The 13,624-nt window shown below is 73.7% G+C and carries 16 protein-coding genes; 4 read left to right on the forward strand and 12 right to left on the reverse strand.

Annotated elements, in window-relative coordinates; all coding sequences use genetic code 11:
• Window positions 1-45: 45 nt before the first annotated feature.
• The 3 genes from OG422_RS07250 to hisI form a co-directional block, all read right to left on the reverse strand.
• On the reverse strand, window positions 46-693 hold the full coding sequence (locus OG422_RS07250; RefSeq protein WP_405741037.1) for a TIGR02234 family membrane protein: 648 nt from the start codon (window positions 691-693) through the stop codon (window positions 46-48).
• 91 nt (window positions 694-784) lie between these two features.
• Window positions 785-2,323 carry an anthranilate synthase component I gene (locus tag OG422_RS07255; RefSeq protein ID WP_143944687.1) on the reverse strand — a complete coding sequence of 513 codons (1,539 nt, stop codon included), beginning with the start codon at window positions 2,321-2,323 and terminating at the stop codon, window positions 785-787.
• 11 nt (window positions 2,324-2,334) lie between these two features.
• Window positions 2,335-2,766, reverse strand: a complete 432-nt coding sequence (hisI, locus tag OG422_RS07260; protein WP_405741041.1) for a phosphoribosyl-AMP cyclohydrolase — start codon at window positions 2,764-2,766, stop codon at window positions 2,335-2,337.
• A gap of 83 nt (window positions 2,767-2,849) precedes the next feature.
• On the opposite strand from hisI, the gene OG422_RS07265 reads away from it, so the two are divergent.
• Window positions 2,850-3,482, forward strand: coding sequence for a TIGR03085 family metal-binding protein (locus OG422_RS07265; protein WP_405741044.1), 633 nt, complete (start codon window positions 2,850-2,852; stop codon window positions 3,480-3,482).
• A 61-nt stretch (window positions 3,483-3,543) separates the two neighbouring features.
• Here the strand turns inward: OG422_RS07265 and hisF are convergent, their stop codons facing one another.
• Genes hisF through hisD form a run of 8 tightly spaced genes read right to left on the reverse strand, consistent with a single transcriptional unit; the run spans window position 3,544 to window position 9,352 of the window.
• Entirely contained in the window at window positions 3,544-4,314 is a 771-nt protein-coding gene (gene hisF / locus OG422_RS07270; RefSeq protein WP_143941061.1) for an imidazole glycerol phosphate synthase subunit HisF, read from the reverse strand.
• Window positions 4,315-4,318: 4 nt separating this feature from the next.
• Window positions 4,319-4,720, reverse strand: a complete 402-nt coding sequence (locus tag OG422_RS07275; protein ID WP_405741047.1) for a RidA family protein — start codon at window positions 4,718-4,720, stop codon at window positions 4,319-4,321.
• Between the two features lie 23 nt (window positions 4,721-4,743).
• The gene (gene priA, locus OG422_RS07280) at window positions 4,744-5,472 is read right to left on the reverse strand and encodes a bifunctional 1-(5-phosphoribosyl)-5-((5-phosphoribosylamino)methylideneamino)imidazole-4-carboxamide isomerase/phosphoribosylanthranilate isomerase PriA (protein WP_384599993.1); all 729 of its coding nucleotides are present in this window, start codon (window positions 5,470-5,472) and stop codon (window positions 4,744-4,746) included.
• On the reverse strand, window positions 5,472-6,119 hold the full coding sequence (hisH, locus tag OG422_RS07285; protein WP_143941064.1) for an imidazole glycerol phosphate synthase subunit HisH: 648 nt from the start codon (window positions 6,117-6,119) through the stop codon (window positions 5,472-5,474). The genes priA and hisH overlap by 1 nt, the downstream gene beginning before the upstream one ends.
• A complete protein-coding gene (locus OG422_RS07290; protein ID WP_186000424.1) occupies window positions 6,110-6,274 on the reverse strand; it encodes a hypothetical protein in 165 nt (54 codons plus the stop codon). Before OG422_RS07290 ends, hisH begins: the two co-directional genes overlap by 10 nt.
• Window positions 6,271-6,864, reverse strand: a complete 594-nt coding sequence (hisB, locus tag OG422_RS07295; protein ID WP_405741052.1) for an imidazoleglycerol-phosphate dehydratase HisB — start codon at window positions 6,862-6,864, stop codon at window positions 6,271-6,273. The genes OG422_RS07290 and hisB overlap by 4 nt, the downstream gene beginning before the upstream one ends.
• Window positions 6,861-8,006 (reverse strand): histidinol-phosphate transaminase, encoded by a 1,146-nt coding sequence (locus OG422_RS07300; protein ID WP_405741055.1) that lies wholly within the window; start codon window positions 8,004-8,006, stop codon window positions 6,861-6,863. The genes hisB and OG422_RS07300 overlap by 4 nt, the downstream gene beginning before the upstream one ends.
• Window positions 8,003-9,352, reverse strand: coding sequence for a histidinol dehydrogenase (hisD, locus tag OG422_RS07305; RefSeq protein ID WP_143941067.1), 1,350 nt, complete (start codon window positions 9,350-9,352; stop codon window positions 8,003-8,005). Before hisD ends, OG422_RS07300 begins: the two co-directional genes overlap by 4 nt.
• A gap of 271 nt (window positions 9,353-9,623) precedes the next feature.
• On the opposite strand from hisD, the gene OG422_RS07310 reads away from it, so the two are divergent.
• From OG422_RS07310 to ybaK, 3 genes are all read left to right on the forward strand, one after another.
• Window positions 9,624-11,246 (forward strand): oxidoreductase, encoded by a 1,623-nt coding sequence (locus OG422_RS07310; RefSeq protein ID WP_405741058.1) that lies wholly within the window; start codon window positions 9,624-9,626, stop codon window positions 11,244-11,246.
• Window positions 11,247-11,392: 146 nt separating this feature from the next.
• A complete protein-coding gene (locus OG422_RS07315) occupies window positions 11,393-12,139 on the forward strand; it encodes an LON peptidase substrate-binding domain-containing protein (protein ID WP_143941069.1) in 747 nt (248 codons plus the stop codon).
• 69 nt (window positions 12,140-12,208) lie between these two features.
• The gene (gene ybaK / locus OG422_RS07320) at window positions 12,209-12,724 is read left to right on the forward strand and encodes a Cys-tRNA(Pro) deacylase (RefSeq protein WP_143941070.1); all 516 of its coding nucleotides are present in this window, start codon (window positions 12,209-12,211) and stop codon (window positions 12,722-12,724) included.
• Window positions 12,725-12,878: 154 nt separating this feature from the next.
• On the opposite strand, the gene OG422_RS07325 is transcribed toward ybaK, so the two are convergent.
• Window positions 12,879-13,568: an ABC transporter permease gene (locus OG422_RS07325; protein WP_405741062.1), complete on the reverse strand. Its 690-nt coding sequence runs from the start codon at window positions 13,566-13,568 to the stop codon at window positions 12,879-12,881.
• Window positions 13,569-13,624 lie beyond the last annotated feature (56 nt).

Genomic DNA, 13,624 nt, shown 5'->3' on the forward strand with positions numbered 1-13,624 from the left:
GTGATACCTCGCGGTCCATTGTCACCGATGCCCGGGGAACCACCGTTACTGGGTGGGGTCCTCGCCCCGGTCCAGGGACTTCCACAGTTCCTCCGGACGGTCCGGGTCCACCGCGGCGGCGGCCCGGCGCGGGGCGCCTGCGCCGCCAGGCGTGCGCTCGTAACGGCCCGACATCGCGGGCCAGTGGCGGCCGAAGCACAGTGCGAGGAGACCGGCGGCCAGCAGCAGCACCCCGCCCGCGACGGAGACCCACGGCCAGACGCTGTGCGTGACGTGATGCACATCCGTGCCGCTCAGCCCGACGGCGGTGGCGGCCTGCTCGCGCAGCGCGGAGGTGTCCCCGTAACCGGCCGCCGCGGCGACGGCGGTGCCCGCGCCGCTGAGGGCGAGGAGCGCGGCGACGGCGTACCGCCCGGCGCGCCGCACCGCGAAGACCGCGACCAGCGCGGCGAGGCCGACGATGGCCAGCGCGGCGGGGACACCCGTGACGTCGGAGCCGGTCACCGTGCGCGGCAGATCGCCCTGGGCGAGGGCGGCGGTGCCCCGGGACCAGACGCGGCCCGACGCGAGCAGGGCGAGGGCGGAGCCGACGGCGCCCAGCAGGAGCGCGGCGGCGAGGCTGCGCCGGGCGCTGCGGGGCCGGGCGGACGGCGCGGGCGCGGTGGCGGCGGGGGGCTGGGTTGCGGCACTCACTCCCCCACTATCGCGCACCGCCCGCGACGCCGGGCCACGGGGTGGCCGGACGCCGCGGGCGGCCGGGACGCGTCCTACGGGCGCGCCGGGGTCAGGTGCCCAGGTGGTTCGCGGTGTGGACGGCGCGCAGCACGGCGGCGGCCTTGTTGCGGCACTCGGTGTCCTCGGCGACCGGGTCGGAGTCGGCGACGACGCCCGCACCGGCCTGCACGTACGCGGTGCCGTCGCGCAGCAGGGCGGTGCGGATGGCGATGGCGGTGTCGGAGTCACCGGCGAAGTCCAGGTAGCCGACGCAGCCGCCGTACAGACCGCGGCGGGTCGGCTCCAGCTCCTCGATGATCTGGAGGGCGCGGGGCTTGGGCGCGCCGGAGAGGGTGCCCGCGGGGAAGCAGGCGGTGAGGACGTCGAAGGCGGTACGGCCCTCGGCGACGGTGCCGGTGACGGTGGAGACCAGGTGCATGACGTGGCTGTAGCGCTCCACCGACATGAAGTCGACGACCTCGACGCTGCCCGGCTCGCAGACCCGGCCCAGGTCGTTGCGGCCCAGGTCGACGAGCATCAGATGCTCGGCGCGCTCCTTCGGGTCGGCCAGCAGCTCGTCGGCGAGGGCCTGGTCCTCCTGGACACCGGCGCCGCGCGGGCGGGTCCCGGCGATGGGGTGCACCATGGCCCGGCCGTCCTCGACCTTGACCAGCGCCTCGGGGCTGGAGCCGACCACGTCGAAACCGCTGCGGTCGCCGTCGCCGTCGAAGCGGAAGAGGTACATGTACGGGCTGGGGTTGGTGGCCCGCAGCACCCGGTAGACGTCCAGCGCGCTCGCCGTGCACGGCGTCTCGAAGCGCTGCGAGGGCACCACCTGGAACGCCTCACCGGCGCGGATGCGCTCCTTGATGTCCTCGACGGCGTCCTGGTACGCGGCGCCGCCCCATTCGGCGGTGAACGGCGGGAGCGCGGACGGCGGCAACGCCGCGGCGCTCGCCGGGGCCGGGCGGGCGAGGTCGTCGGCCATCGCGTCGAGGCGGGCGACGGCGTCCGCGTACGCCTCGTCGACGCCGGTGTCGAGGTCGTTGTGGTTGATCGCGTTGGCGATGAGCAGGACGGTGCCGTTCCAGTGGTCGAGGACGGCGAGGTCGGAGGTGAGGAGCATGGTCAGCTCCGGCAGCCGCAGATCGTCCTCGGTCTGCTCGGCGATCTTCTCCAGGCGGCGCACGATGTCGTAGCCGAGGTAGCCGACCATGCCGCCGGTGAAGGGCGGCAGACCGGCGTCCTCCAGCAGGTCACGCGGGGTGTGCAGCGCCTCGACGGTGGCGCGGAGCGCGGCCAGCGGGTCGCCGCCGCCGGGCATGCCGACGGGCGGGGTGCCCAGCCAGTGGGCGTGGCCGTCGCGGGCGGTGAGGGTGGCGGCGCTGCGGACGCCGATGAACGAGTACCGCGACCACGTACGGCCGTTCTCGGCCGATTCCAGGAGGAAGGTGCCGGGCCGCTCACCGGCGAGTTTGCGGTAGAGCCCCACCGGGGTGTCGCCGTCGGCGAGGAGGCGCCGGGTGACGGGGACGACCCGGCGGTCCTTGGCGAGGGTGCGGAAGCTGTCGAGGTCCGGTGTGGCGGTGCCGGTGGTTCCCGTGGTCATGGCAGCGGAGCCTACTGGTCGCGGTCCGTGAGCAGAACGTCGGCGTCGAAGCAGGTGCGGGCCCCGGTGTGGCAGGCGGCGCCGGTCTGCTCGACGGTGACGAGAACGGTGTCGGCGTCGCAGTCCAGGGCCACCGAACGGACGCGCTGGACGTGGCCGGAGGTGTCGCCCTTGACCCAGTACTCGCGGCGGCTGCGGGACCAGTAGGTGCAGCGGCCGGTGGTGAGGGTGCGGTGCAGCGCCTCGTCGTCCATCCAGCCGAGCATGAGGACCTCGCCGGTGCCGTACTGCTGGGCGATGGCCGGGACGAGACCGTCGGCGTCGTGCTTGAGGCGGGCGGCGACGGCGGGGTCGAGGGCGGTGCTGCCGGGGGCGGCGGGGCCGTTCGGGGCGGGCCGGTCCGGCGGGGCGGGGGCGGCGGTGTCGGTGGCGCGGCTGCTCATGGGGCCATTGTGCCGTGCGGGGGCCCGGTGCCGGGGCGGACCGCGGCGTGGCAAGGCGACGGGGCCGGTCGTAGGCTGGCCCCATGTCGACCCATGCGAAGCGTGAACGGCTCCTGCTCGCCGACCTGTTGGAGAGCGTCGGCCCCGACGCGCCGACGCTCTGCGAGGGCTGGCGCACCCGCGATCTGGCCGCCCATGTGGTGGTGCGCGAGCGCCGGGCGGACGCGGCGGGCGGCCTCCTGTTCAAGCCGCTGGCGGCCCGGCTGGAGCGGGTCCAGGAGGAGTTCGCCGCGAAGCCGTACGAGGAGCTGCTGGGGCTGATCCGCAGCGGCCCGCCGCGGATGTCGCCGTTCGCGCTGAAGCAGATCGACGAGGCGTCGAACACCGTCGAGTTCTACATCCACACCGAGGACGTGCGGCGGGCGCAGCCGGACTGGTCGGCGCGGGAGCTGGACCCGGTCTTCGCGGACGCGCTGTGGTCACGGCTGGAGAAGATGGCGAAGCTGCTGGGCCGGAAATCGCCGGTGGGCCTGGTGCTGCGGCGCCCGGACGGGCGCACGGCGGTGGCCCATCGGGGCGCACCGGTGGTGACGGTCGTCGGCGAGCCCGGCGAACTGACCCTCTTCGCCTACGGACGCCAGCAGGCCGCGGACGTGGAGCCGACGGGCGACCCGGAGGCGGTGGCGGGGGCGCGGCAGGCGGATCTGGGGATCTGAGCGTCGGACCTGGGTGGCGCGGCCGGACGCGCGGGGGCCCGGGCCCCCGCGCCCGCCGTCGTCAGCGGACCGGATGCCCCGCCTCCCGCAGCGCCCCCTTGACCTCGCCGATGCGCAGGTCGCCGAAGTGGAAGACGGAGGCGGCCAGCACGGCGTCGGCGCCCGCGGCGACGGCGGGGGCGAAGTGGGCGAGGCGGCCCGCGCCGCCGGAGGCGATGACCGGCACGGACACGTGCTTGCGGACCGCCTCGATCATCTCCGTGTCGTAGCCGTCCTTGGTGCCGTCGGCGTCCATGGAGTTCAGCAGGATCTCCCCGGCGCCCAGCTCCGCCGCGCGGTGCGCCCACTCGACGGCGTCAACCCCGGCGGAGCGGCGCCCGCCGTGCGTGGTCACCTCGAAGGAGGTGGCGGCGCCGTCGGCGGAGGGCACCCGGCGGGCGTCGACGGAGAGCACCAGCACCTGGCTGCCGAACCGCTCGGCGATCTCCCGGATCAGCTCGGGCCGGGCCAGGGCCGCGGTGTTCACACCGACCTTGTCGGCACCGGCCCGCAGCAGCTTGTCGACGTCCTCGGCGGTGCGTACGCCGCCGCCGACCGTCAGCGGGATGAAGACCTGCTCGGCGGTGCGGCGGACCACGTCGTAGGTGGTCTCGCGGTTGCCGGAGGAGGCGGTGATGTCGAGGAAGGTCAGCTCGTCGGCGCCCTCCTCGCCGTAGATCCGGGCCATCTCGACGGGGTCGCCCGCATCGCGCAGGTTCTGGAAGTTCACACCCTTGACGACCCGGCCGTTGTCGACGTCCAGGCAGGGAATGACTCGGACCGCCAGGGTCATGGCGTCAGGCTCCTTCGGAGGGTTGCTTGAAGGCTTCTAGTTCTACTTCGACCAGCACACGGGAGTCGACGAAGCCGGAGACCACGACCAGGGTCGCGACCGGGGGCGCCGCGCCGAAGATCTCCCGGTGGGCGCGGCCCACCGCGTCCACGTCACGCGCGTGGGTCAGATACATCCGGGTGCGCAGGACGGCGGAGGCGTCCAGGCCGAACGGTTCCAGGGCCGCCAGGGCGTTGCCGAAGGCCGCTCCGGCCTGTTCGTAGGGGTCGCCCTCGCCCTGGAGCACACCGTCGTCGGTGAAGGGCAGCGTACCGGCGACCAGGACCCGGTCGCCGGCGGCCACGGCACGGGCGAAGCCGATCGCCTCTTCCCAGGGACTTCCGGTCCATACGCGCTCGATGGTCATCACGCCGCCTTTCGGTCGTCCGGTCAGGACACTGCTGCCAGCGCCTCTTCCAGGGTGAACGCCTTCGCGTAGAGCGCCTTACCGACGATCGCACCCTCCACACCCTCGGGCACCAGGGACGCGAGAGTCCGCAGGTCGTCGAGGGAGGAGACGCCGCCGGAGGCGACGACGGGGCGGTCGGTGGCCGCGCAGACGTTCTTCAGCAGCTCGACGTTAGGGCCCTGGAGCGTGCCGTCCTTGTTGATGTCGGTGACGACGTAGCGGGCGCATCCCTCTGAGTCGAGGCGGGCCAGCGTCTCGTAGAGGTCGCCGCCGTCGCGGGTCCAGCCGCGGCCGCGGAGCGTGGTGCCGCGGACGTCCAGGCCCACCGCGATCTTGTCGCCGTGCTCGGCGATGACCTTGGCGACCCACTCGGGGGCCTCCAGCGCGGCGGTGCCGAGGTTGACGCGGCGGCAGCCGGTGGCGAGCGCCGCGGCGAGCGAGGCGTCGTCACGGATGCCGCCGGACAGCTCGACCTTGATGTCCATGGCCCGGGCGACCTCCGCGATCTGCGCGCGGTTGTCGCCGGTGCCGAACGCCGCGTCGAGGTCGACGAGGTGCAGCCACTCCGCACCGGCCTGCTGCCAGGCCAGCGCCGCCTGGAGCGGGTCGCCGTAGGCGGTCTCGGAACCGGACTCGCCGTGCACCAGGCGGACGGCCTGGCCGTCGCGGACGTCGACGGCGGGGAGGAGTTCGAGCTTCGGGTGGGCCATCACAGGGTCTCGATCCAATTGCTCAGCAGCTGGGCTCCGGCGTCGCCGGACTTCTCGGGGTGGAACTGCGTGGCCCACAGCGGGCCGTTCTCGACCGCGGCCACGAAGGGCGCACCGTGGGTGGCCCAGCTGACCTTGGGAGCGGCGATGTGCGGGTTGCCGACCTCCAGCTCCCAGTCGTGCGCCGCGTACGAGTGGACGAAGTAGTAGCGGGCGTCCGCGTCCAGACCGGCGAAGAGGCGGGAGCCGTCGGCCGCCTCGACGGTGTTCCAGCCCATGTGCGGGACGACATCGGCCTTCAGCGGGCCGACGGTACCGGGCCACTCGTCCAGGCCCTCCGTCTCCACACCGTGCTCGATGCCGTGGGCGAAGAGGATCTGCATGCCGACGCAGATGCCCATGACCGGGCGGCCGCCGGAAAGGCGGCGGCCGACGATCCAGTCGCCGCGGGCGTCGCGCAGCCCCTGCATACAGGCGGCGAACGCGCCGACGCCGGGGACCAGCAGCCCGTCGGCGTTCATCGCGCGGTCGTAGTCGCCGGTGATCTCCACCTCGGCTCCGGCGCGGGCCAGGGCGCGCTCGGCGGAGCGGACGTTACCGAAGCCGTAGTCGAAGACCACGACCTTCTTCGCGGCCGTCAATTCCACACCTCCAGCCGCATCACCCCGGCGACGAGGCACATCGCCGCGCCGATGGACAGCAGCGTGATCAGGCTGCGGGGCATCTTCTGCTTCCAGAAGGAGTAGATGCCACCGACGAGGAAGAGACCGACCAGGATGAAGGCGGTCGACATGCCGTTCACAGGGCACCCTTCGTGGACGGGAGAATTCCGGCGGCGCGCGGATCGCGTTCGCTGGCATACCGCAGCGCCCGGGCCAGCGCCTTGAACTGGCACTCCACGATGTGGTGGGCGTTGCGGCCGTACGGGACGTGGACGTGCAGGGCGATCTGCGCCTGGGCGACGAACGAGTCGAAGATGTGCCGGGTCATCGTCGTGTCGTAGGCGCCGATCATCGGCGCCATGTTCTCCGGCTCGGTGTGCACGAGGTACGGGCGGCCGGAGAGATCGACGGTGACCTGCGCCAGGGACTCGTCGAGCGGGACGGTGCAGTTGCCGAAGCGGTAGATGCCCACCTTGTCGCCGAGCGCCTGCCGGAAGGCGGCGCCGAGCGCGAGGGCGGTGTCCTCGATGGTGTGGTGGGTGTCGATGTGCAGATCACCGTCGGTCTTGACGGTGAGGTCGAAGAGGCCGTGGCGGCCGAGCTGGTCGAGCATGTGGTCGTAGAAACCCACACCCGTCGCGACATCGACCTGGCCGGTGCCGTCGAGGTCGATCTCGACCAGCACCGAGGTTTCCTTGGTGGTGCGCTCGACGCGTCCGACGCGGCTCATGCGCTCTGCTCCTTCATCAGTTCGCGTACCGCTTCGAGGAACGCGTCGTTCTCGTCCGGGGTGCCCGCGGAGACCCGCAGCCAGCCCGGCACGCCGTTGTCCCGGACCAGGACGCCCCGGTCGAGGAGTGCCTGCCAGGCGGCGTGCGCGCCGCCCGCGCCGTCGAACCGGCCGAACTGTACGAAGTTGGCGTCGGAGTCGACGACCTCGCAGCCCGCCGCGCGCAGCTCCGTGACCAGCCGGTCGCGTTCGGCCTTGAGCTGGTCGACGTAGCTCAGCAGGGTGTCGGTGTGCTCCAGGGCGGCCAGCGCCGTCGCCTGCGTCACCGCGGAGAGGTGGTACGGCAGCCGGACCAGCTGGACGGCGCCGACCACGGCCGGGTCGGCGGCGAGGTAGCCGAGGCGGAGCCCGGCGGCGCCGAACGCCTTCGACATCGTCCGCGAGACGACGAGGTTGCGCCGCCCCTCGATCAGCGGCAGGAGCGACGGACGGTGGCTGAACTCGCCGTACGCCTCGTCGATCACCACCAGCGCGCCGCCGGTCTCCGCCCGCGCGGCCTGCGCGGCGTCGTACAGCGCGAGGACCGTATCGGCGGCGACGGCGGTGCCGGTGGGGTTGTTCGGCGAGCAGATGAAGACCACGTCGGGGCGGCGCTCGGCGATCAGCGCCCGGGCCGCCGCGACGTCGATGGTGAAGTCGTCGTTGCGGGGCCCGGAGATCCACTCGGTGCCGGTGCCGCGGGAGATCAGCCCGTGCATGGAGTACGAGGGCTCGAAGCCGAGGGCGGCGCGGCCGGGGCCGCCGAAGGTCTGGAGCAGCTGCTGGAGGATCTCGTTGGAGCCGTTGGCCGCCCAGACCTGCTCCTCGGTGACCGGGTGACCGCCGGTGCGGGAGAGATAGCGGGCCAGCTCGGTGCGGAGCTCGACGGCGTCGCGGTCCGGGTAGCGGTTGAGGTCGCGGGCGGCGTCGGCGACCCGCTCGGCGATCCGCCGGACCAGCTCCTCGGGCAGCGGGTAGGGGTTCTCGTTGGTGTTCAGCCGGACCGGCACGTCCAGCTGCGGGGCGCCGTACGGGGTCTTGCCGCGCAGTTCGTCCCGGATGGGGAGCGCGTCCCAGGGGAACGCGTCGGAGCTGTTCGTCACTTGCTCTGCGGGACCTTCCAGTCGTTGCGGTCCTCGCGCTCCCCTTCGGGGAAACGCGCCAGGACGGCGGCGCCGTGGGCCGGGAGGTCCTCGGCCTCGGCGAGGGTCACCACATGGTGGGCGACCTCGGCCAGCGCGTCGCGGGAGTAGTCCACGACATGGATGCCGCGCAGGAACGACTGCACGGACAGGCCCGAGGAGTGGCAGGCGCAGCCGCCCGTCGGCAGGACGTGGTTGGAACCGGCGCAGTAGTCGCCCAGGGAGACCGGGGCGTACGGGCCGACGAAGACCGCTCCGGCGTTGCGGACCCGGGCGGCGACGGCGGAGGCGTCGGCGGTCTGGATCTCCAGGTGCTCGGCGCCGTACGCGTCGACGACCGTCAGGCCCGCGTCGAGACCGTCGACGAGGACGATCGCGGACTGCCGCCCGGCCAGCGCCTCGGTGATCCGCTCGACGTGCTTGGCCGCGGCGACCTGCGTCTTCAGCTCGGCCTCGACGGCTTCGGCCAGCTCGGCGGAGTCGGTGACGAGGACGGCGGCGGCGAGGGTGTCGTGCTCGGCCTGGCTGATCAGGTCGGAGGCGACGTGCCGCGGGTCGGCGGTGGCATCGGCGAGCACCGCGATCTCGGTGGGCCCGGCCTCGGCGTCGATGCCGATCCGGCCCTTGAGCAGGCGCTTGGCGGAGGCGACGAAGATGTTGCCGGGGCCGGTGACGAGGTTGACCGGGCGGCACTCGTCGGTGCCGTACGCGAACATCGCGATGGCCTGGGCGCCACCGGCGGCGTAGACCTCGTCGACACCGAGCAGCGCGCAGGCGGCGAGGATGGTCGGGTGCGGCAGGCCGCCGAACTCTTTCTGCGGCGGCGAGGTGACCGCGACGCCCTCGACGCCCGCCTCCTGGGCGGGGACGACGTTCATCACGACGGACGACGGGTAGACGGCGAGGCCGCCCGGGACGTACAGCCCGACCCGCTCGACCGGCACCCAGCGCTCGGTGACCGTGCCGCCGGGGACGACCTTGGTGGTGGTGTCCGTACGGCGCTGTTCGCGGTGGACGAGCCGGGCGCGCCGGATGGACTCCTCCAGGGCGGCGCGGACGGCCGGGTCCAGCTCGGCCAGGGCGCGCCCCAGCGCTTCGTCCGGGACCCGGACCCGCTCGATCTCGACACCGTCGAACCGCCGCGCGCAGTCGATCAGCGCGGCGGTGCCGCGATGGCGCACGTCCTCGCAGATGGGCCGCACCTTCTCCAGGGCGGCTTCCACGTCGAACTCGGCACGGGGCAGCAGGTCGCGCAGGGCGCCGCCCTCGGGAAGGGCGTCACCGCGCAGATCGATTCGGGAGATCACCCTCCCAGTGTCTCAGACCCGCCCTCCGGTCCGGCCCGCCGTATCACTCAGTGATACACCGCACAATGCGCTCCGGACGGGCCGGTGAAGTTGACCGGAGTTGGCCCTGACCACGCGTGTTCAACAGGTCACGGGGCGGGCAAAGGCCAGGTGACGGCTTCGGCGTGTCCCGCCGCCCGCCCCCGGTTCCCGCTTCGCGTACCGGTGTGACGCGCGGACGGCGGCCGGCGCGCGGGACGTATCCGGACAGAGACGAAAGGGGGATACGACAGTGATCGAGCCCGGGGACGGGGACGCACCGGCGGATCTGCAGCTGACCTCGGCGGAATGGAGCATGTGGCAGGCGTTCCGCAACGGCAGCACCTGCGACCTGCACATCGGGGATCCATCCCGGGACGATCCGCACGGCCGCCATCTGTGGGGCCCGGAGCGCCGGATACGCGCGCGGGTGCTGGCGCTGCTGCTGCTCGACGGGCCGCCGGCGCAGCCCGGGCGGGTCTCGGCGCTGAAGGTCACCGGCGCGTACATCACCGACATCCTCGATGTCGCGGGCGGCTCGATCAAGCCATTCGTCGAGCTGCGGGACTGCCGGTTCGAGGGCGAGGTGGTCTTACCCGAGGCGCACTTCACGACGGTGCGGCTGGTGAACTGCGCACTGCCCCGGCTGGAGGCGGCGCGGCTGACCACCGAGGGCGATCTGCATCTGCCGCGGTGCGTGGTGCTCTCCGGCGTCCGCCTGACCGACGCGCACATCGGCACGGATCTGCTGCTGAGCCAGGCGGTGGTGCACAAGGACCGCCAGGGCCGCTCGATCCTGGCGGACGGGCTGACCGTCACCCAGGACCTCCATGCCGAGATGCTGGAGTCGTACGGCGAGCTGTCGCTGCGCGGCGCGACCGTCGGCGGGTCGCTGAGCCTGCGCGGCAGCCGGCTGAGCAACCCGTTCGGCCGCCGCGCGCTGAACGCCCCGCAGCTGACCGTCGAGCGCACCCTGCACCTGACGGCCGCGGGCCTGGCGAACTCCCCGTTCGCCTCCGGCGCCACTCCCCCGTTCGGCACGGTCCACACCCCGGCGTACGGCACGGTCACCACGCCGCGCGGGACGCGGATGCAGCGGTTCGAGTGCGAGGGCGGGATGCGGCTGGACGACGGGCGGTTCGGCGACGCGGTCGATCTGGAGCACGCGCGGTTCGTGATGGAGTCCGACCAGGAGCTGTCGCTGCGCCGTATCCAGACGCCCGAGCTGCGGTTTCTCGGGGAGCGTCCGCAGCGGGGGCGGGTGATCGTCTCGGGCGCCCGGGTCGTCAACCTCGTCGACCGCTCCGCGAGCTGGCCCGGCGCGGGCGGACTCCAGATGGCCGGGTTCGCGTACGAGACGCTGATCCCCCGGGGGCACTTCCCGCTGGCGGCGCGGTTGCAGTGGGTGGCGGCGGCGACGCCGGAGTACGCGCCGGAGCCGTACGAGATGCTGGCCACGGCGCTGCGCTCCAGCGGGGAGGACGCGGACGCGCGGGTGGTGCTGCTGGCCAAGCAGCGGCGGCGGCGCGAGACGCTGCCACTGGCCGGGAAGGCGTGGGGCTTCCTCCAGGACTGGACGGTGGCGTACGGCTACCGCCCGGGGCGGGCCGCGCTGTGGATGGCGATCCTGTGGGCGCTGGGCACGGTCTTCTTCACCTCCTCGCCGCCCCCGCCCCTCAAAAGCGACGAGGCGCCGCCGTGGAACCCGTATCTGTACGTCCTGGATCTGCTGCTGCCGGTGATCGACCTGAACCAGCGGGCGGCGTGGAACCCACGGGGCGGGGCGCAGTGGGTGGCTGCGGTGCTGATCATCGCGGGCTGGATCCTGGCCACGACGGTCGCGGCGGGCGCGTCACGGTTGCTGCGGCGGCAGTAGCGGGCCGCGCGGCGGGAGCGGGCCGCGGACGCCCGTCCCCGCGCAGGCGGCGCCCGGTGCCGGTAAGGGGCCGCCACCGGGGCTTTCGCTCTCGGCGTGGCGCCCGGCATCCGGGTGGCGCGGCCCAGCCTCTAGGCTTACCCGCTGTGACCTCTGTACGCCTGCCGCTGTTCCCGCTCAACTCGGTGCTGTTCCCCGGACTCGTGCTCCCGCTGAACGTCTTCGAGGCCCGCTACCGGGCGCTGATGCGCGACCTCGGTGAGCTGCCCGAGGACGAGCGCCGGTTCGGGGTGATCGCGATCCGCGACGGCCGTGAGGTGGCGCCGACCGCCCAGGGCATGCCGGACGCCACGCTTCCGGCCGCGGGCGGGCCCGCCGCCGGGTTCGGCGACGACCCGATGGCCGCGTTCCACACCATCGGCTGTGTCGCCGACGCGGCGACGATCCGGGCGAAGTCCACCGAGGAGGACTCCGGCTACGAGGTCCTGGCCACGGGCACCACCCGTTTCCGGCTGCTGTCGGTGGACGCCTCCGGGCCGTATCTGACCGCCGAGGTGGAGGAGCTGGACGAGGACGGCGGCGAGGGCGCCGGGGCCCTCGCGTCCGGCGTCGTCCGGGCGTTCCGTACGTATCAGAAGCGGCTGGCCTGGGCGAACGAGCGGACGCTGGCCGGTGGGCAGGATCTGCCGGGCGATCCGTCGGTGCTGTCGTACCTGGTCGCCGCGGCGGCGGTGCTCGACGTCCCGGCCAAGCAGCGGCTGCTGGCGGCGCCGGACACCGCGGACCGGCTCGGCCAGGAGCTGAAAATCCTGCGCCATGAGTCGGCGGTGCTCGGTAAGCTCCCGTCGCTGCCGGCCGTGGAGCTGACCCGGCGGCCGACCAGCCCCAACTGACCTCGCCGCGCGGCCGTGACACCGGGCCGCGCGCCCGGTCCCCGCTCCCGAACGCAAGGCGCCGACGAGTTGTCCAAGAAGTCGAAGAAGGCCCAGGGCGCCCAGTCCGCGGCGGGCGGCACCCCGGCGACGGTCGCGCTGACCGCCGCGGGCGTGCCCTTCACCGTGCACACCTACACCCACGATCCGGCCGCCGCCTCGTACGGCGAGGAGGCCGCCGAGGCGCTGGGGGTCGCGCCCGAGCAGGTGTTCAAGACGCTGCTGGCGGATGTCGACGGCGCGCTGACCGTCGCGGTGGTGCCGGTCTCCGGCTCCCTCGACCTCAAGGCACTGGCCGCGGCGGTGGGCGGCAAGCGGGCGGCGATGGCCGACCCGGCCGCCGCCGAACGCAGCACCGGCTACGTCCGCGGCGGCATCTCCCCGCTGGGCCAGCGCAAGCGGCTGCGGACGGTCGTGGACGCCTCCGCCGAGGGCCGTCCCACGGTCTGCGTCTCGGCGGGCCGCCGCGGCCTGGAGGTCGAACTGGCCCCGGCGGATCTTGTCGCCCTCACCGGGGCCGTGGTCGCGGCCATCGGGCGGGGCTGAGCGGTACCGGGCCCGGCGCTCAGCTGAACGGCATCGGGCCGGGCGGGCTCAGTTGTACGGCCCGGCCCGGCCGAACGGCGCCGGGCCGGGCGCCGCGTCCGCCCCGGCCACTCCCGATCAGGCGGCGCTTCCCGGCCGACGACCGACGGCCCGCTCAGGCCGCCGGATCATCCTTCGCCAGATCCGGCGCCCCCGGCACCGGCGTCCCCGGCAGGGGCGGCTCCTCGTCGCGCGGGCCGAAGAGGCCGGTCAGCGCCAGATGCGTCACCATCGCGGCGATCGGCCAGGCCAGCAGCACGCCCATGGCCTGGAGCCGCAGCGGTCCGTCGAAGACCACACCGGGGCCGACCTGCGCGGCGTGTGCGGCGAGGTCGTCGGTCGGGCCCAGCACCATGCCGAGCTGCCAGCCCAGGACGGAGCCGAGCAGGCCGCCGACGGCCAGCGCGATCACCAGCGGGACGCCGCCTCGGCGGCGCAGCCGGAACAGCACGGCGGCGCTGACGATGCCGAAACCGGCCGCGATCAGGAGGAAGACGCCGTCGGCGCCGATCGCCTCCTCGCCCTCGGTGTCCTTCAGATAGACGTTGTGGGTGTCGGCGACCAGCGGGATGCGCGGGGCCAGCCAGAGCCAGAGCAGGCCGAGCAGCGCGCCGACGAGCGCGAGCACGAGAACGGTCAGCGCGGCCTCGCGCAGCTCCTGGCCGAGCGGCGGGTCGACCGGCGCGTCGTTCCCGGTCGGCGGATGCGCCGGCGGCTCGGCCGACGAACCGGCGCCGGAGGCGGTCGGCGGGGTGTGCGGCTCTTCGGGCGGTTGGTTGTCGCGTGGCGTCAGCGGTGCGGTCACCCCGTCATCGTGCCAGGTGGGCAGGGTGACTCCGGCAGCAGGACGGCGACCGGGCG

This window comes from Streptomyces sp. NBC_01525, from assembly GCF_045040405.1.
Lineage (GTDB): Bacteria > Actinomycetota > Actinomycetes > Streptomycetales > Streptomycetaceae > Streptomyces > Streptomyces benahoarensis.